18 protein-coding genes and 1 pseudogene are annotated in these 19,495 nt (G+C 31.4%); 13 read left to right on the top strand and 6 right to left on the bottom strand.

Going from position 1 to position 19,495, the window contains the following annotated elements:
- The first annotated feature begins 234 nt into the window (after positions 1 to 234).
- The 3 genes from glpT (at position 235) to AB1J10_RS00955 (ending at position 4,361) form a co-directional block, all read left to right on the top strand.
- Positions 235 to 1,593 (top strand): glycerol-3-phosphate transporter, encoded by a 1,359-nt coding sequence (gene glpT, locus AB1J10_RS00945; RefSeq protein ID WP_107386058.1) that lies wholly within the window; start codon positions 235 to 237, stop codon positions 1,591 to 1,593.
- Between the two features lie 407 nt (positions 1,594 to 2,000).
- A complete protein-coding gene (locus tag AB1J10_RS00950; RefSeq protein ID WP_107385344.1) occupies positions 2,001 to 2,432 on the top strand; it encodes a universal stress protein in 432 nt (143 codons plus the stop codon).
- A gap of 333 nt (positions 2,433 to 2,765) precedes the next feature.
- Positions 2,766 to 4,361 (top strand): BCCT family transporter, encoded by a 1,596-nt coding sequence (locus tag AB1J10_RS00955; RefSeq protein WP_107384179.1) that lies wholly within the window; start codon positions 2,766 to 2,768, stop codon positions 4,359 to 4,361.
- 739 nt (positions 4,362 to 5,100) lie between these two features.
- Here the strand turns inward: AB1J10_RS00955 and AB1J10_RS00960 are convergent.
- Genes AB1J10_RS00960 through AB1J10_RS00970 form a run of 3 tightly spaced genes read right to left on the bottom strand, consistent with a single transcriptional unit; the run spans position 5,101 to position 7,486 of the window.
- Positions 5,101 to 5,250 carry a FeoB-associated Cys-rich membrane protein gene (locus tag AB1J10_RS00960; protein WP_192959238.1) on the bottom strand — a complete coding sequence of 50 codons (150 nt, stop codon included), beginning with the start codon at positions 5,248 to 5,250 and terminating at the stop codon, positions 5,101 to 5,103.
- A gap of 12 nt (positions 5,251 to 5,262) precedes the next feature.
- Positions 5,263 to 7,257 (bottom strand): ferrous iron transport protein B, encoded by a 1,995-nt coding sequence (gene feoB, locus AB1J10_RS00965; RefSeq protein WP_224395881.1) that lies wholly within the window; start codon positions 7,255 to 7,257, stop codon positions 5,263 to 5,265.
- Positions 7,250 to 7,486: a FeoA family protein gene (locus AB1J10_RS00970; protein ID WP_369002957.1), complete on the bottom strand. Its 237-nt coding sequence runs from the start codon at positions 7,484 to 7,486 to the stop codon at positions 7,250 to 7,252. The genes feoB and AB1J10_RS00970 overlap by 8 nt, the downstream gene beginning before the upstream one ends.
- 384 nt (positions 7,487 to 7,870) lie before the next feature.
- On the opposite strand from AB1J10_RS00970, the gene AB1J10_RS00975 reads away from it, so the two are divergent.
- Both AB1J10_RS00975 and AB1J10_RS00980 read left to right on the top strand, forming a co-directional pair.
- A complete protein-coding gene (locus AB1J10_RS00975; protein WP_107384176.1) occupies positions 7,871 to 8,170 on the top strand; it encodes a hypothetical protein in 300 nt (99 codons plus the stop codon).
- Between the two features lie 294 nt (positions 8,171 to 8,464).
- A complete protein-coding gene (locus AB1J10_RS00980) occupies positions 8,465 to 9,889 on the top strand; it encodes an APC family permease (protein WP_107384175.1) in 1,425 nt (474 codons plus the stop codon).
- A 186-nt stretch (positions 9,890 to 10,075) separates the two neighbouring features.
- Here AB1J10_RS00980 and AB1J10_RS00985 read toward each other — a convergent pair whose 3' ends face one another.
- The 3 genes from AB1J10_RS00985 to AB1J10_RS00995 all read right to left on the bottom strand — a co-directional run bounded on the left by AB1J10_RS00985 (position 10,076) and on the right by AB1J10_RS00995 (position 12,707).
- Entirely contained in the window at positions 10,076 to 10,723 is a 648-nt protein-coding gene (locus AB1J10_RS00985; protein WP_369002958.1) for a TcaA NTF2-like domain-containing protein, read from the bottom strand.
- Positions 10,724 to 10,906: 183 nt separating this feature from the next.
- Positions 10,907 to 11,407 (bottom strand): TcaA second domain-containing protein, encoded by a 501-nt coding sequence (locus AB1J10_RS00990; RefSeq protein WP_369002959.1) that lies wholly within the window; start codon positions 11,405 to 11,407, stop codon positions 10,907 to 10,909.
- Positions 11,408 to 11,789: 382 nt separating this feature from the next.
- Positions 11,790 to 12,707, bottom strand: coding sequence for a DMT family transporter (locus AB1J10_RS00995; RefSeq protein ID WP_224395883.1), 918 nt, complete (start codon positions 12,705 to 12,707; stop codon positions 11,790 to 11,792).
- A gap of 105 nt (positions 12,708 to 12,812) precedes the next feature.
- On the opposite strand from AB1J10_RS00995, the gene AB1J10_RS01000 reads away from it, so the two are divergent.
- The 8 genes and pseudogenes from AB1J10_RS01000 to AB1J10_RS01035 all read left to right on the top strand — a co-directional run bounded on the left by AB1J10_RS01000 (position 12,813) and on the right by AB1J10_RS01035 (position 19,100).
- Positions 12,813 to 13,697, top strand: coding sequence for an AraC family transcriptional regulator (locus AB1J10_RS01000; protein WP_369002960.1), 885 nt, complete (start codon positions 12,813 to 12,815; stop codon positions 13,695 to 13,697).
- Between the two features lie 83 nt (positions 13,698 to 13,780).
- Positions 13,781 to 14,581 (top strand): annotated as a pseudogene (locus AB1J10_RS01005) (Cof-type HAD-IIB family hydrolase).
- A 121-nt stretch (positions 14,582 to 14,702) separates the two neighbouring features.
- Positions 14,703 to 16,079 (top strand): MFS transporter, encoded by a 1,377-nt coding sequence (locus AB1J10_RS01010; protein ID WP_394858324.1) that lies wholly within the window; start codon positions 14,703 to 14,705, stop codon positions 16,077 to 16,079.
- A gap of 461 nt (positions 16,080 to 16,540) precedes the next feature.
- The gene (locus tag AB1J10_RS01015) at positions 16,541 to 16,999 is read left to right on the top strand and encodes a LytTR family DNA-binding domain-containing protein (protein ID WP_107523298.1); all 459 of its coding nucleotides are present in this window, start codon (positions 16,541 to 16,543) and stop codon (positions 16,997 to 16,999) included.
- A gap of 20 nt (positions 17,000 to 17,019) precedes the next feature.
- Complete coding sequence (locus tag AB1J10_RS01020; protein ID WP_224395886.1) at positions 17,020 to 17,400, top strand: DUF3021 domain-containing protein; 381 nt, start codon at positions 17,020 to 17,022, stop codon at positions 17,398 to 17,400.
- A 194-nt stretch (positions 17,401 to 17,594) separates the two neighbouring features.
- Positions 17,595 to 18,353, top strand: a complete 759-nt coding sequence (locus AB1J10_RS01025) for an SDR family oxidoreductase (protein ID WP_369002962.1) — start codon at positions 17,595 to 17,597, stop codon at positions 18,351 to 18,353.
- A 33-nt stretch (positions 18,354 to 18,386) separates the two neighbouring features.
- On the top strand, positions 18,387 to 18,707 hold the full coding sequence (locus AB1J10_RS01030) for a hypothetical protein (protein WP_224395888.1): 321 nt from the start codon (positions 18,387 to 18,389) through the stop codon (positions 18,705 to 18,707).
- Between the two features lie 45 nt (positions 18,708 to 18,752).
- Complete coding sequence (locus AB1J10_RS01035) at positions 18,753 to 19,100, top strand: MerR family transcriptional regulator (RefSeq protein WP_369002963.1); 348 nt, start codon at positions 18,753 to 18,755, stop codon at positions 19,098 to 19,100.
- Positions 19,101 to 19,495: the final 395 nt, after the last annotated feature.

Consider the following 19,495-nt stretch of genomic DNA (forward strand, 5'->3'; position numbering starts at 1 on the left):
TTTTCATAACACCTTGTAGTTAAAGATTTATCATAACTATGAGGTGTTTGATTTATGAAATCTTTGATTATTGCGATCGTATACCCCACGCATTAGTAAATATTATTTCTTACAATAATAATATTCAAATCTTAATAATAGTATTGCTTTACTAACTGGGAAATATTAATATTAAGTAAATAATTTGTAAATAAAATGTTAAGGAAAAATAATTGCTAATTTAGGGGTGATTGTATGTTTCGTTTTTTAAAGCCAGCAAAACATGTGGATCCTTTACCATCTGAAAAGGTAGATGATACATATAAAAAGTTACGGTTACAGGTTTTTTTAGGTATTTTTATCGGTTATGCGGGTTACTATTTGCTGAGAAAAAACTTTTCATTAGCGATGCCTTCATTAATTGAAGATGGTTTCAGTAAAGGAGAGCTTGGTATTGCGCTATCAGCCATTTCAATCGCTTATGGATTTAGTAAATTTGTAATGGGGACCGTAAGTGATCGCAGTAATGCGCGTGTATTTTTAACTTTAGGTTTGATGCTTACGGCAATTGTTAATTTACTATTAGGATTTGTACCATTTTTTACTTCTAGTATCACAATCATGTTTATTATGTTATTTCTAAATGGGTGGTTTCAAGGTATGGGATGGCCGCCATCAGGACGTGTACTTGTGCATTGGTTTAGTGTTAGTGAACGTGGTAGTAAAACGTCTATTTGGAACGTGGCTCATAATGTTGGTGGAGGTCTAATGGCACCGATCGCAACATGGGGAATATCTATGACTGCCCTTTATAATTTTGGTTATTTAAGAGGATTTGAAGGCGTATTTATATATCCAGGATTACTGGCAATTGTTATCGCAATTATTGCATATTGTTTAATTAGAGATACACCTCAGTCACAAGGTTTACCTCCTATTGAACGCTTTAACAAAGATTACTCAACGACGTCGCATGAAACACTTGAAACAGAGTTAACAACAAAAGAAATACTGTTTAAATATGTATTGAATAACAAATGGGTATGGGCCATTGCTTTTGCTAATATTTTTGTCTATTTTGTACGTTATGGTGTGCTAGATTGGGCACCTACTTATTTAAGTGAAGAAAAGCAATTTAATTTAAGTGAATCAGGTTGGGCTTATTTCCTTTATGAATGGGCAGGCATTCCAGGTACACTACTTTGTGGTTATATTTCCGATAAAGTATTTAAAGGGCGCCGTGGTCCTGCAGGTTTCTTCTTTATGCTTGGCGTTACAATCTTTGTATTAATTTATTGGTTGAACCCTCCTGGTCATGCATGGTTAGACAATTTATCATTAATTGCAATTGGATTTTTAATCTATGGGCCAGTGATGTTGATTGGTTTACAAGCATTAGATTATGTACCTAAAAAAGCAGCCGGAACAGCTGCAGGTCTAACGGGTTTATTTGGTTACTTATTTGGTGCTGTGATGGCAAATATTGTTTTAGGTTTTGTCGTACAACATTTTGGATGGGATTTTGGTTTTGTCTTATTAACAGTTATTAGTATTTTAGCGATGTTAAGCTTTATTTTAACTTGGAATAAACGAGGCCAAGAACAATTACATTAATAAAACAAGCATTATAAGGCGTGACTATGAGATCAATGAAATGATTTTGATTTCATAGTCATGTCTATTTTTTATAAACGAAATCTATTTTTGAAATCATTATTGTGATTGTTATTTGTGTATGTAATCAACAAGATATAAGTATTTTGAAGCGCTGAATATGAAATATTTCATTAATAATGGTTATTTAATGAATAATTTATATAAAATTGTGGTAATTAAATAATAAGTAAGTACACTAAAAATTTTTTATGGTATGGGTACATCATTGATTTAATGCAAAAAGTTGCTCAATACTTCAGTTGTTTCACTAGTAAAATACGCATTAAGGCACCAAAAATATATTTAAACGAGCAAAACTACATGAGACTGTTTTGCAATAGTTTAATTAAGAAAGGTGATTTATTATGTATAAAAATATTTTACTACCATACTCTTTTGAAAATGATTTCGATAACATTCCTGAGAACTTAGCGAAATTAGTTGGAGAAGATTCCACTGTAGTTGTTCATAATGTCATGACTGAAAATGATTTATTGGCAAGTGTACGTTATGAAAATAAACATAAAGAAGATATCATCAAAGAAAAGGAAGAAGAACTTACTCCATTTCTTGAAAAATTAAAAGAGCAAGGTATTAATTATAAAGTAGCCATCGAATTTGGACCTGTAAAAGATACCATACTTGAGAGAATCAGTTTTGGAGATATGGATGTAGGCGATTTTGATTTAGTTGTAATGAGTAACCATCGCGTAAGTATAGATATCAAACATGTACTTGGAGATGTGACACATAAAGTTGCTAAAAGAAGTCCTATACCAGTACTTATAGTGAAATAATATTGAAGTCAAAGTATTGAAATGCTTTTATTATAGCGATGAGCGTTATGTTTCCGCATAAAAACATCATATTTTAGACTAGAATGTAATGGTTAAAATTACTTTCTAGTCTTTTATTTTTTAAATTAAAACATAAACAAGTTTATTTTAAAGTTAATGAATTCAACTTTAATAAATATATTTATAGAAATATTGAATTTTTATGTTTAGTTTTGTAATCCTTTTATGACGGCTTTAGCCACACGATATATATGAAAACAAACGTTAGTGCTGTTGTTTTCATATATAAAGTCTGTTATTCTGCCTAATGTTCAATTATAAGGGAGGTTACTAATTTTGGAAAATAAACAACATAATGCTAGTGGGAAGAAACTGTCTTCTGTTTTTACTTATAGTATTATTATTACCGCAATAGTTGTATTGTTAGGTGCAATATTTCCAAATCAGTTTAATTCAATAGGGACAAATATTACTGGTTGGATTACTGAATACTTTGGTTGGTATTATATGGTTATTGTAGCTCTAATGATATTCTTCTGTGTCTTCTTGATATTTAGCCCAATCGGAAAATTGAAATTGGGTAAACCTGAAGATAAACCAGAATTTAACACAATTTCATGGTTTGCGATGCTATTTAGTGCTGGTATGGGAATTGGTTTAGTATTCTGGGGAGCAGCTGAACCAATCAGTCACTTTGTATCACCACCATCTGGAGAACCACAATCAGCACATGCTTATAAAGAAGCTTTAAGAGGTGCATTTATGCAATGGGGCTTCCACGCATGGGCAGTGTATGGTGTTGTTGCGTTAGCGTTAGCTTACTTCCAATTTAGAAAAAATGAACCTGCATTAATTTCAAAAACATTACGTCCAATTTTCGGAAATAAAGTAGACGGTCCGCTTGGTACAGTTATTGACGTAGTGTCTGTTTTCGCCACTATTGGTGGTGTAGCGGTATCTCTAGGTCTAGGCGCTATGCAAATCGCAGGTGGTCTAAACTACCTATTTGATATTCCGAATAATATTGTGACTCAAGGTATTATTATTGTGATTGTTACAATCTTATTCTTAGCTAGTGCATGGTCAGGATTAAGCCGTGGTATCCAATATTTAAGTAATGCTAATATTGGTTTAGCAGGAATAATCTTATTATTTATTTTTATTGTAGGACCAACCGTTTTAATCTTAAACATGTTAACAAGTTCAACAGGTGAATATTTGAATACGTTATTATTTAACATGTTTGATACTGCACCATTAGATCCACAAAAAAATGAATGGATGAAATCATGGACTTTCTTCCAATTAGCTTGGTGGATTAGTTGGAGTCCATTTGTTGGTATATTTATTGCACGTGTATCTAAAGGACGTTCAATTAGAGAGTTCGTATCTGGAGTTATGTTAGCACCGGTACTTGTAAGTTTAGTTTGGTTTGCAGCATTCGGTGTTCTAGGTATCGAAACTGCAAAAGACAATCCAAAAATATTTGATATGCCACCAGAAACTGCATTGTTTGGTGTGTTTAATGAAGTACCATTAGGCTTTGCTTTGTCCATTGTGACATTGCTCTTAATAGCAACGTTCTTTATTACGTCAGCCGATTCAGCGACATTCGTATTAGGAATGCAAACAACATTTGGTTCATTAAACCCATCAGCAATGATTAAAGTGGTTTGGGGTGTTGCACAAGCATTGATCGCATTTATCTTATTATTCTCAGGTGGAGATAATGGATTAAATGCCCTTCAAAACATGGCAATCATGACCGCCTTACCATTCTCTATCATCATTCTTTGTATGATGGTCAGTTTCTATAAAGATGCCAATAAAGAGCGTAAGTTCTTAGGTTTAACACTATCACCAAACAAACATAGATTAGAAGAATATACGAGAATTGCAGAAAATAGAGGCGCCAACAAATCAGAATAATTATTAAATATAAGAAATATCTGAGACACAAACCTCAATCTCAAAATAAAGGACTAATTCGTTTTCAAACGGATTAGTCCTTTTTATATGAAAATATTACGATTTTGATCGTACATGCTTGCCTGGGGATATGGCTCGAGCCTGTAGTCTCTCGCACATATCATTTCCCCGGGCGTCCGCACGATGCAAAATCTCTATAAGTGATGTGTTTTAATACGATAGAAAAAAGCTTCGTATTATCTAACTTATACAACTAATATTAAGTTAGATTTTAATTAACCAATTGATAGATGAGTCCTTTTTATATAAAAAATATTATGATTTTGATTGTGCATGCTTATTCGGAGTAAGTTGTAGCATAGTTCGCGAATGTTCTTTCTCATTCATGTCATTTCTACAAGTAACAGTTCAATCCAAAATTGCTACAATGAAACATAGTCACGCAATGAGTACCGATGTCCTATAGCAACAAAACAAACGTCAATGCCTATCATTGTAATAGAAATTGACGTTTATGTTTGAATCAGAATATTAATCTCCTTATTTCTTTTTTATAGTTAAAATAATAATAAATAGAGAACTGCGTATTTAGTTGTAAAGTAGCATAAGTTTTTACAAATACTTCAAAACTTAGCGCTTTCTTATTTTATATTTTTGATGTGAATCAAACATTATAAAAAGATTTGAGTATGCTGTCACTTTCACAAAAATTGATAAACTTATCTAACGTGACAGGTAGTTATAATGTTTTCTTTCCTGTATGACACCCATTTTTAGAGCCACAAGAACTACATTTACCTGCTTTTGCTTTCTTGAAAAAGTTGAATAATGTAAAAACAACATAACTAATAATAGCTAAAAAGATAACTACATTGATAATAATCGTCATTAAATCACATCCTTAATAAAATAATAATCCGATTTGATAAAAGACAAACGAAAGTAAATATGCAGTGATTAATGGATATGCTACAGCCAGTACAGTCCATTTAATAGAATATGTTTCTTTGCGAATGGTTGCGACTGTAGATAAACATGGTATATATAACAAGATGAAAATCATAAACGAATATGCCGATAATGGTGTGAAATGACTTTGTATAATGTTTACAAGACCAGCTTCGTCTGATGCATAGATAATTGCCATCGAGCTAACGATAACTTCTTTTGCTAAGAATCCAGGTATTAATGTAGCACCCGCTTGCCATGAACCAAAACCTAATGGTGCAACTAATACAGCAAAGAAACTTCCAATTGAGTGTAAAAAGCTATCATTAACGTCTACATTGAAACCGCCAGGACCTGTATAATTCAATAACCAAATAATTACCGAACCAGCAAAGATAAATGTTCCTGCTTTTTTAACAAAACCTTTAGCCTTTTCCCATGTACTTCTCCATAGTGTTTTGACTGATGGTAATCGATAAGTAGGCAATTCGACGATAAATACAGAGTCATCATTTTTTAATACCGTTTTCGTTAATAGTACACTTGTTAATAAAGCCACAACAATACCAAGTACATATAAGCTTAGGACGATGAGTGCCTGATGAGATTCAAAAAACACACCTACAAACAATGCGTAAACGGGTAATCTCGCAGAGCAAGACATAAATGGTGCAATCAAAATCGTTGTAAGTCTTTCCTTCTCACTTTCAATACTACGTGCTGCCATAATACTTGGCACGTTACATCCAAATCCTATAATCATTGGTATAAAAGATTTACCACTAAGACCAAAGTATTCCATAATTCGATCCATTAATATGGCAATACGAGACATATAACCAGAGTCTTCTAAAAGAGAAATAAAGAAGAAAAGCACCAGTATTTGTGGCACAAATACAAGTACTGCACCTACACCAGCAATAATACCGTCATTGATTAAATCTTGTAAAAAGGGAACGAGACCTAATTTATCCATCAAGTTTGATACCGTATCCGTAAAAGTGCCACCTAAAAATTCATCTAATGCGTCGGATATAGGTGTACCGATCCAAGTGAAGGTAACGTGAAAAATCAACCACATAATGATTAAAAAGATTGGGATGCCTAAATATTTATTTGTTAAAATGCGATCTATCCGATGCGTGAAATATTGTCGTTCCTCATCAGGATATTCAACCGTATCTTTTAAAATATTGTCTATATATGTATTGCGTGTTGCTTGTATCTCATCACGTATAGAATTATCTAATTCTTCTGATAAATTTTGACGTAATAATGTTATTTCTTTCAAAACAGTGTCATCTAGAAATTCATAAATTTTTGGGTTCTCTAATAAAAATTGTATTGAAATAAAGCGTGTTAAATGTTTATCAATAGAGGTGCTTGATGTTAAATGTGCTTCAATTTGCGATATTGTAGCTTCAATGTTCTTACCATAATTTAATTTCAATGGTCTGTTTTTTGATAAGCCATTGTCTTTCAAAGATTCTAATAATTGATGCGTCCCTTTGCCATTTCTTGCTATGATAGGTAGTAATGGCAATTTTAATTTTTTCATAAGTGCTTGTTGGTTGATACGAATACCACGTTTTGTAGCAACATCAACCATATTTAATCCAATAATTAAAGGTGCGCCTAATTCCATGAGTTGAACGGTTAGTTGTAAGTTACGTTTTAATTGGCTTGCATCTACAATATTAATCATGCCAGAAAAAGAATTATTCAATAAATAATCCGTCACAACCATTTCGTCTTTAGATATAGGTGACAATTCATAAATGCCTGGTAAATCAACTAGGTCTCCAACATGTTGTTTGAGGCGACCTACTTTTTTCTCTACAGTTACGCCACTCCAGTTTCCTACATATTCGTATGTGCCAGTCAATGCATTAAATAAAGACGTTTTACCGACGTTAGGATTTCCTAAAATACAATAACTATTAGTCATTGGCTTCCTCTAATTCAATCTGACATGCATCACAACCACGAATACTTAAACATTGACCATTCACTTCTAATATACAAGGACCCTTAAACAGGCACTTTTGCTTAATCTTTAATTTAGTACCATTCACTAAACCAAGTGCATTTAATCGATGGCGCATGTGTTGATTTTTAATGTTCATTTCTTTGATTTTGTAATTCTTTTTTAAGTTTCCACTTTTTATGCTTAACATAAAACTCACTCTTTCTTATAATGAGATAATAATAATCATTATCAATTATACAATTTTATCAAAAACAATAGAAGTAAATTTAATATAATTTTGTGAATGTTTTGTTAAGCATTATTGTACGTAACATATATTGGTTTGATTTTTTGCTTTTGAAAAATAAATGACCAATAAATGAGCAAAGAAATTGATATAAATTAAATGTAATATTACACTTGAATTAAACAATAATTTCCTAAATATGAGATGACATGCCCTTAGTCCAAAAGATGGTTTGATGACTGACTGTTGTTCAAAATTTTTGAGCTTCGGATATGAATCATGAATCGTTATATAAAAATATGTGTTTTTAAAATTGATTTACATATTGAGATAGGAGGGATTCAAATGGTTATCCGTGATAATAAACGCATAAAAGTAAAACGTTTAAATGAAACGCGCTCAAGTGGGATTTCCGTCATGATTGAAGAAGGTGGTTTGGGAGCTGACCAATATTATCAAATTGAAAAGCAAAATGCGAAAACATCAGAAGAACATTTACATCAATTTGAACATGAAGTGAGTGAAAAAAATAATGCTGAACTGATTGATCTCCTAATTATAAATGCACAGGAGAGTACGAATAAAGCCTATAATGAAGCATTAAAGACAATTCAGCAAGAAGTGTTAAACCGAATGAAATCATAAATAATGTATTTGTAACCAAAGACAATAAAGATTGAAGGTTAACCATTAAGACTATTGATAAAGCTATTTAACAGCTGTATCGATAGTCTTTTTTGTATTTAAATATAGGTAAGACTTAGGGTACGCTATATTAAGTTATAAAACATTAGAAGTAACAAAAATTAAACTAATATAGTTATAAGCTAAATAATCATAAATTTATTAAAGATTCTTTTTTAAAAGGATATGTACATTATAGTTAAAAATCACTATACTGTAATATGTGTTTGTACATAATTAGCAAGGAGAAAATTAATGAATCTTTTAAAACAAATCTTCAAAAAAGAAGATATTTCTAAATTTCAAAACAAAGATGCTCATTTAGAGCGCACGTTAAGAATAAGAGACTTTTTAGCTTTAGGTGTAGGTACAATTGTTTCTACTGCTATTTTTACATTGCCTGGTGTTGTAGCTGCTGATCACACAGGTCCATCAGTCAGTTTGTCCTTTTTAGTAGCAGCTATTGTAGCAGCTTTGGTGGCATTTGTTTACGCAGAAATGGCATCTGTTATGCCTTTTGCTGGATCAGCATATACATGGATTAGCATATTGTTTGGAGAATTTTTCGGATGGATTGTAGGTTGGGCTTTAATTGCTGAATATTTAATTGCGGTGGCTTTTGTAGCATCAGGATTTTCAGCTAATTTGAGAGGTTTACTAGAACCTTTTCATATATCATTACCTAATTCATTATCTAACTCTCTCGGTACAGACGGAGGTATCATTGATTTATTAGCAGCTATCGTGGTGATTATAACAGCGATATTGCTATACAGAGGAACGTCAGAAGCGGCACGTGTTCAAAATGCACTCGTAATACTTAAAGTATTGGCTATTCTTTTATTTATAATCGTAGGTTTATCAGTCATTGATATTGGTCATTACATACCTTTTATTCCAGAGTATCGTGAAACTGCAGCAGGCGCGTTTGGTGGCTGGCAGGGTATATATGCAGGTAGCTCTGTCATTTTTGTTGCTTATATAGGGTTTGATTCTATCGCTTCAAACTCTGGTGAAGCGATTAATCCGCAAAAAACAATGCCACGAGGAATCCTAGGCTCTTTACTGATTGCTGTTACATTGTTTATTGTTGTTTCACTTGTATTAGTGGGGATGTTTGATTATGCGCAATATAAAAATAATGCTGAACCAGTAGGTTGGGCTTTACGCATGAGTGGACATAGTACTGTTGCGGTCATAGTGCAGGCAGTCTCAGTAATTGGTATGTTTACTGCTTTAATTGGTATGATGATGGCGGGTTCTCGCTTACTTTATTCGTTTGGTAGAGATGGTATCTTACCGTCTTGGCTAGGAAAATTAGATAATAAAAATTTACCAAATCGTGCATTAATCATACTATCGATTGTTGCAATTATTATTGGCTCTGTTTTTCCATTTGGCTTTTTAGCACAATTAATTTCAGCAGGTGCGCTTGTAGCGTTTATGTTTGTTACAGTAGGTATTTTTTCATTGCGTAAAAGAGAAGGTCATGACCTACCAGAACCAGCATTTAAATTGCCATTTTACCCAGTGATGCCAGTGATTATTTTTATTTGTGTATTTATTGTGTTCTGGGGATTAAGTGGTCAGGCTAAGATCTATACATTGATTTGGTTTTGTATCGGCATCATTTATTATGTACTGTATATTTTAAAAAATCTTAAAAACATCAAAAATTAATATGTTAAAAATAATAAAACGCTCTTTAAAATTTTCACTTTTTAGTGTCTATTTTAGAGAGCGTTTTTAAATGTGTGTAAAGTATTATAGCTATTATTAATTGATAGTAGGATAAAAAATATAATGCTAACCATCATAACATCTTATAAGTTTATATATCATGTTTTGTAAATTGAGTTAGCTATTTTAAATATCAGTATAGTCTTTGATTTTAAAATCAGATAATAAATCATCATAATCAAGTACGTATTGTGAATGGATAGTTTGATCATCCTTATCTTGCTTTTCTACTTCAATTGTAATTGTATCACCTTTTTTACTATATTTAACGACTTTTGGATCTGAATAATCTGCTTCGTCACCAGATTCCACTACTTTTTTCATATGATCAGCCGTGTCAGTGCCATGTTTTATATAGCTAGAAATATAACTATATTCTTCTTCTTCATATGCCTCGTTCAAATCTTCAGTATAGTCTTCTATGAAAGTTTGAACATTTTCTTTAATATCTTTATTTTCTTGATGCGCTTTAATTTTTTCATTGTCAAAAGACAAATCAATAGGTACTGGTTCATTCTCTTTCTTAGGTTTAGGTGCTTTAACTACATTAGATTTGAATTTTTTGTCATCAACATGTGCTTGTGCATATACTTCTATTTTTTCATCTGGTTTGTATGGACCATATAAATAACTATCATAATCATCTTGAGCGGACAGCTTTTTATTATTAATGTATAAATCTATTTGAGTATCGCTGTCTAGTTCGCTATCATCAATGTTAATATCGAGATATTTCTCATTAAATTGTTCTTGAACCTCATTTTCATCAGACATATTGATAATTAATTGCCCATCGAATTTTTCATTGTTTACTACTTTTTGAGCTTTTAATTTATAATTTCCTAATGGTAATGTTGCAAAGGTTTTAGATTCATCTTCAGATAATTTAATTTTATGTTTTTTGCCATTGTATTTATATGTAACTTTACTATCAGATTCAGGAGTGATTGAAACTTTTTACTTAGAAACTTCGAAGTCATAATTATTAAAAATACCATATTTTTTACCATTTTTATGAATATGAATAACTTCCGTATCGTTGATATCTACTGAAGCAGTGTCCGATTTATCTTTTGTCATCTGTTTAGTTTTATTTTCAATATCATCAGCGATTCTTTCTGGGTTATCAACATCAACAACATATTTATAAAAGGCTTTTGCTTCATCTTTATTCAAATTTCTATCATTGAATATTAAATGATTTGATAAGTTTTTAGTATCACCCTTCTTTAAATCTTCAGAAATTGTTTTAGCTTCACTCTCTGGCGATAAGCTTGCAGCAACGATTTTATATAAAATAATTAAAAGAATGATGATAGCTATAATAATACCTATTACTAAATACATTTTTTTATTTCGCTTTGATGTATTATTTTGATTTTGAAGTGGGTGGCCACACTGTGTACAAACTTTTTGATTATCCTTTACATGGGCCCCACAATTTTTACAATACTTCATTACCTTTCCTCCTAATATGGATTGAATTTAATCTTTGCAACAATGTCTTTCTTTTAAAGCCAAATTAAACTTTTCTTTGAACAACTGATATTACTAAATACAAATATCTAAAATAATTGCCTCGAAATTTAAATAAATAGCCCAATATTAACTGTTTAATTATATAAATTGAATTGTAACATATTTATTAATATGTAATTAATATGAAATTGATTTTTGTTGGAATTTCATATATAAATAAGTTATTTATTGTGTATCATATACAAATTGAATCATTTGATTAAAATTTTAGAATGAGTAATATTGTGTGATTTAGCAAAATAAAAAAACATGAATCCAATATCAGTTTTTGGAATCATGTTTTGGGTTTAAGTTAAATTGTTTATTCTATGTTATGTTGTTTTTTTAAGGATAAAGCTAAAATGAGTACGATAATCAGTAGAATACCAATAAGTTGAAAACTACGAAATGTAACATTAAGCCAAAGCGCGCTTGCTAATATGGCCATAACAGGTTCGATTGTGCCGAAAAGTGTGGTTTCTTTTGCTGATAAGTAATTTAAACTTTCAATAAAGAAAAAGAATGCTATAGCAGTTCCAGCAATAACACCAAAAGTTAAATAAAATGCAGTCGATCCTGTTAAATGGGACCAATCAAACTGCCATATAGGTGCTTTGAAATTCATGACAATGCCTGAAATTAACATTGTCCAACCGACAACTAAAATAGATGGAAAGCGAGTTAATAATTGTGTTGCGTAAAGTGTATAGAATGCAAGTGCTAAACCAGATATAATCCCCCAAATTACACTTGGTGTAGATACCACAAGTTTACTAAAAGATCCGTTGGTTAGTAGCAAAAATGTACCTGATAATGTAAGGACAATCGCGATCAAATCAAAAAGTTTAAAGCGCTCTTTACGTCTGATAACATACCAAATAATGATATATACTGGCGCTATATATTGGAGTAAAGTAGCGATTGCTGCATTACCGAAATTGATAGACGCCATATAAGCGTATTGAACGAGCAACATACCAAAAATTGAAAAAATAAAAAGTTGGAATAGGCTATGTTTATTTTTAAATATATCGAATAATGAAGATTTTCTATTAATTATTTTGTAAATCATTAATAAGACGAAGCCGCTGATTAATAACCTCGCAGTCACATACAAATTGATATCAATGTTCCTTTGTTGAAAAAGAAAATCTGATACCGTGCCACCGAGCCCCCAAAATGATGCTCCTACAATAGCTAATAAAATACCTACGATTCGAAATTTTGTTTCATTTACCATATGATCACCTGTTAAATATTAATATATTCATACTATAGCGTGAAAATACGCGATATAATATATAAAAATGAGCTTAAAATAGCAAAATATTGAGGTGTCTAATTTATGTATCAAGAAATTATCGTAGAAAATACAAGAGAAGAGTTAATACAATTTCCTGATAAACAATGGAAACATATTATTTTACATACGTATTTAAATCGCACGATATTTGGCTACATTCCTATACATTGGCATCACGCATTACAATTCGTGTATGTGATTAATGGAGCACTCAATGTTTCAATTGGTGACGACACATTTAATGTTAAAAAAGGAGACGGGCTTTTTATCAATTCAAATGTTGTGCATGAGTTAACGAGTGAAGTATCGCATACAGAGTATTTTTGTTGGAATATTGAGATACCAGAAACTACCAATTATGTAGAATTTAATTATGTGTCAGAAATTATGAATAAAGCACATCATGTGCCGTATATATACTTATCTCAAGATGACAAACAGCAACAAGAACTTATAGAGATTATTAACTCAGCTGGGCAAATATATGAAAACCAAAATTTATATTTTGAACTAGAGATAACTGCCAAATATTATAAAGCAATAAAATGGTTATTACTGCATTCAGCAGTGATAAATGAACAAAAACGATACTATTTTGACTACCGTATTAAAAGACTGATAACGTTTTTACAAAGTCATTTTCACAAGAAAATTTCATTACAAATGTTAAGCGAAGAGATTCATATGAGTAAATCTGAAACGGTTAGATGCTTCAAATACTATGTAAATCAGACCCCTATGCAATACTTAGTGAATTTACGATTAGAGCACAGCGTAAGAATGTTGCGTAGTAAATATCCCTACACAATTACAGATATTGCAATGGCATGTGGTTTTTCAACAACGAGTTATTTTATTAAAGTTTTTAAAGAAAAATACAAGCTAACACCAAAACAGTTTCAGAAAAAGCAAATTGCCACTAAGTAATGATTCAATGTTTATTAGAAAAATTGTTAATTATAATGATAAGTAGATAAAATGAGTTTAATGCTAAATAAAGGGGGACTTTTATGAAAATTAAACTGATTGTCGTAGACATGGATGGCACATTTTTAAATGATGACAGCCAATTTAATAGTGAGACTTTTCAATTGTTAAAAGAAAATTGTGCAGATCAAGATATCCGCTTTGTTTTTTGTACTGGTAAACAATGTGAACGTGTGGAAAATATCGTAGGAGACCTCGCAACAAATACATTTATTGTAGGTGATAGTGCAACACGAATTAAATATAATGGAGATTTTATTTACAATGCAGAGATAGAAAATGAAAAAGCAAAAGAAATTATTGATACGATAAGGGAAATTGATGATACACAAACTATTCTGGCTTGTTCAAAAACTGGCGCTTATGTGTTAGACAATATTTCGGAGTCAGAGAAAAGGCACGTGCATGGTTCTTATCAACATGTGAACTATATTAAAGATTATAACGATATTGAAGAAGATTTATTAAAAATTACAGTTCATGATGCAAGTGGTCATTGTAAAGAGACTGCCGACCGTCTAAAACATTTTGAAAAAGACGTTTATATCGTAGCTTCAGATGAGGCATGGATTGATATTGCAGACTTGGGCGTGAATAAAGGAACCACAATTAATTGAATTCAGAATTTACTTCAAATTACGCCTGCAGAAACTATTGCATTTGGTGACGGATATAATGATTTAGACTTATTTAAAGCTGCCAAATATAAAGTCGCAATGGATAATGCCTATCCCGAATTAAAAAAAGAGGCTAATTTAATTGCAATTAATAATAATGAAGATGGTGTTGTACAAACTTTAAATTTACTTTTAGGATTCAAATAAAAGTAAATTTTTAATTGAATTAGAAAAATAGTAAAAAATCATAAAATAAATTGTACTTTGTATGATAATATCTATCTAGTGCGTATTTTTATATGCAATATTTAGATGAGGAGGCTCATGCATCGTGAGTACAAAGCAACAATCAAACAACAAATTGATTTTAGCTATTGTGTTAAGTGTGTTAACGTATTGGCTTTTTGCCCAATCGTTTATTAATATATCTACACAGGTTCAAAATACCTATCAAACAACACCAGGCGTTGTTAACTTATCTGTCAGTTTAGCATCATTTGCTACTGGTATTTTTATGGTAGGTGCAGGTGATGTTTCTGATAAAATAGGAAAACTAAAAATGACTTATATTGGTATCATTTTTAGTATTTTAGGCTCATTACTCATTATTGTATCTAGTGTGACAGCGTTCTTATTGGTAGGACGTATGCTGCAAGGACTTTCTGCGGCTATTTTACTTCCTTCTACTGTAGGCGTGATAAATGAGCAATTTAAAGGTAAAGAAATGCGTAGAGCATTTAGCTACTTGATGATTGGTAGTGTTGGTGGTATCGGTTTAGCATCGATGGTTGGTGGATTGATAGCTACATATGTCAATTGGCAATCTAACTTTATCATCTCTATTATTATTTCAATTATCGCATTTTGGTTATTGTGGGGAACAGAAGAAGTAGAAAAAGAAAAAATCGACACAAGACCATTTGATTATATTGGGATGTTTTTATTTGCAGTTTTAATAGGAAGTATTACTTTATTTGCTACACAAGGATTTGAACAAGGATGGTTCAGCACCTTTTCAATTACGTGTCTTGTAATTTTTGTACTTTCTACAGTTGTCTTTATATTCTTTGAAAGACAAAAACATGCACCATTCATTGATTTTTCACTATTTCGAAACCGTGGATTTGTGGGTTCTTCAATGATCAATGTTGTACTCAATTCTGGCGTAGGTACAACTACAGTATTTAATATGTATGCGCAGACAGAGTTAGGGTTAAATGCCTTTCAAGCAGGGCTTGTGACTGTACCTTATGTCATTATGGCAGTTGTGATGATCCGTTTAGGAGAAAAATTATCCTTACGCTTTGGTGGTAAGCCACTGTTATTAGTAGGACCATTATTTCCAGCAATAGGAATTATGTTTATTAGTTTAACTGTATTACCAACAGATTGGTATGTAGGCATTGTCGTGTTTGGCTTTGTCATTTGTGCTATAGGAAATGGTTTATGTGCCACACCAGGAATTACAGTTGCAATTTTAACCATACCTGATGAAAAAGTTGGTTTAGCTTCAGGTATCTACAAAATGTGTGCAACACTAGGTGGCGCGCTAGGAATTGCGCTTAACACAACTATTTTTGCAGCAGTACAAGTCAACCATAGTGCTAGTGTAGCTGCGACTACTTCATTTTTAACAGGTTTATCAATTATGATTATTGGTGTGATTCTGACTCAAATCATTATACCTAAAAATATAAAAGCTTAAGCATTTATTTATAAATGATACTGTGCTATAAATTTCATATTTAAAAGGCACCTTGTCAAATAGACAGTAAAAAATAAAATGTTTATGAGTCTGGTACATAAATCCCAGAAAAAGCACTCAGATGATTTAATTCATCTGAGTGCTTCTTTTTAATTCAATACTTCGTATTGTTGGCTCACTTTCTAAGGGGACAGCTTCAGCCTGTAGTCTTCAGCTTGTCCTGTTCTCTCAAGAGTCTCGCCAAAATACGTCCCATTTGCCCAAGAACTTTATGTCTCTGGCTAATTTTTAATGTGCTTCGTTTTTTATTAAAAATGAAACTATGAACGATGTTAGAAAAGCGTTTGAATTTTATAGTTATGTTTCCGACCGGTTACGTTATATTGGTGACCTCTTACGATAAAAGTACTGACAAAATAGAAGGGAATTATATAGTATAAGTAAAAAGAGGGGGCGGTACTATGGAAAGTGACGTACGAGTTCATCTGAAAATAGACGAAGTTCGCACTATAACAGAAGTAAACATCAATACTTTTGATAGAAAAACAGGTGAAAGTTTATTAGAACACATTAATAATTTCACATTTTCAAATTTAGATAAACTGGGGATTAAAACATCAGAAGGTATATTCATGATCAGTAAATCAGATATTATGTTCGCTGAAATATTTGATAAAGAAATCACAATTACGACAACAGAAAAAGAACTTACAACACGCATGTCTTTAAGTACATTACAACATAAATTGGCCGGAGCTTTCTTTATACAAATATCTAAATCATCAATTATTAATGTTCATTTTATAAAGAAAGTTAACCCATCATTCTCAGGTAATCTAATAGCTACACTTACGAATGGTAAGAAAGTGTCTATATCTCGAAGATACGTCAAAAATTTAAATAAAGCATTAGGCATATAACATATAAGGAGAGGATTATAATGAAAAGAATCTTAAAAGAAATGTTACAAGGTGTTGGATTTAGCAGTAGCATTACGATTATATTTCTCGCAGCTAATCATATGAGCATTGGTTTTGGTGATGTAATAGGAATATATTTCTTTGGAGCCGTTTGTGGTTTATTATCTAGTATTTATGTAGTAGATAATATACCTTTATTACTGCAATTATTCATTCATTTAAGTGGTAGTGTTATTTCATTTATTGCTGTAGCTTATCTTAATCATTGGTTACCAATGGAGGTTTCCACAGTAGTTTTATCAATTACTATATTTGTGATTATTTTTCTAATATTATGGTTTATATTTTTTATTAATAATATAAAACACAGTAAAAAAGTTAACGCTAAACTAAAAAACTAAAATAGAATTTGGCACAAAAGCATGGGTGTAAAATTCAAAAGAAAATAGCAATATAATCATTTTCGCTTACAGTACAGCACATCCGAATGATACAAAGATACCACAAAAAATAATTAGTATTTTTCAATAATCTCTTGCTTGATATCGCACTCTAAGGTTTATGGTTGGAATATATTCAAAGGAGGTTATATAATATGGGTAAATTTAATAGTCTACAGGACAAAGTTGTAGTTATTGCTGGTGGTGCTAAGAACCTTGGTGGTTTATTAAGTACTACTTACGCTAAAGAAGGAGCCAAATTAGTAATCCATCACCATGATGAAAATTCTTTAGATGATGCAAAAGCGACACTTACAAAAGTTGAAAACTTAGGCGGAGAAGGTACATTATTTTCTGGTGATTTGACAAACGTTAGTAATGTCCAAGCTTTATTTCAACATGCTGAAGAGACATTTGGGAAAGTTGATATTACAATAAATACTGTTGGTAAAGTGCTTAAAAAACCTATTTCAGAAACGACTGAAGAAGAATTTGATAGTATGGCAGACATCAACGCAAAGTCAGCTTATTTCTTTATTAAATATGCTGAAAAATCTATGAATGATAATGGTAAAATCATCACTTTAGCCACTGCATTGCTTGCTGCATACACAGGCTTTTATTCAACTTATGCTGGAGGCAAATCGCCTGTTGAGCATTATACACGTGCAGCCTCAGCAGAGTTTATGGATAGAGGCATCTCAGTAAACGCGGTCGCTCCTGGACCAATGGACACACCATTCTTCTACCCACAGGAAAGCGAAGATGCTGTAGCATTCCATAAATCTCAAGCGCTTCATAACCAACTTACAAAAATAGAAGACATCGCGCCAATTATTACTTTCTTAACTTTAGATGGATGGTGGATCAACGGACAAACATTATTTGCTAACGGTGGTTATACGACACGCTAGTTTACTTATTAATCATGAGGAGGTCATTTTGATATGAATTACTTTTTAGCAATATTTAAAGGGAGAGAAACAGATATCAAAATTATTACAGAAACAAAGGTAATAGATGAAAAGAGTGTATCTGTGCCAAGTCATAATTACGTTAAATCATTAGCTGAAGAGATTATTGAGCTATCGCATCAAAATAATTTATTCCATAATGATATTAAAGGCATTGGTTTAAATATAGATGATCCTGAACACATTGGTTATAACAGTGTGGAGTCATTAAAGAACGATATGACATCAACATTTGGATTTGAAGCTATCATTGATAATGACTATGAAGATTTACTGGTTCAACTTATGAAATAGACAAAAAGGTGACTTTATAAAGTCACCTTTTTTAGGAGGTAAATTATGCAAGTAAAACAAGTTGCTGATAACTTAGGCATCAGTGAACATACCATTCGATATTATGATAAAGCAGGACTTTTTCCATTTGTTCAGAGAAATAAGAATGGTTATAGAGATTTTTCAGAAGAAGACTTATATTGGATTGAATTTATAAAATGTATGCGCCAAACTCATATGCCCATATCAACGTTAAAAGAAATTGCGGAGTTATATCATCAAGGAAGTGACACAAAAACGAAGCGAAAAAATATATTTTTAGAACATCAAAAAAATTTAATTGAACAAAAAAAGATTATAGATCAAGGACTTCAAACACTAGAAAAAAAACTTAAATTGTTAGAGAATGAATAGTAAAAGTACAGTACGAGAGAGAAAAAAAGGGAAATACAAATTACTTCTTTCATTTTTTTATAGTGCTTAACTTTAAATAACAAATATAGTTAACTAGAGAAAATCAATGCGATAGGAAATGTAATTTAAGAGTATTTTGTATCGATTTTTATTAGTTTCTTTGAAATTATAAGATATAAATATAGCCAAAACACATACACTATATGTATGTGTTTTAATTTTTTTAAAAGCAAGATATAACTTAATAAAAATACTCAAGATACTAAAAATAAATCTGGTATTTTGAAAATAATTAAATTTATCATGTGTAATCGTTTCAATAAAAAGGATATACTATCAATAAATTATGGACAATGTAGGAGTAGATTAAGATTAAAAATACAAATAAAAAGCCA

It is taken from the genome of Staphylococcus cohnii species complex 1663, assembly GCF_041008415.1.
In the GTDB taxonomy this organism is placed as follows: Bacteria; Bacillota; Bacilli; order Staphylococcales; family Staphylococcaceae; genus Staphylococcus; species Staphylococcus ureilyticus.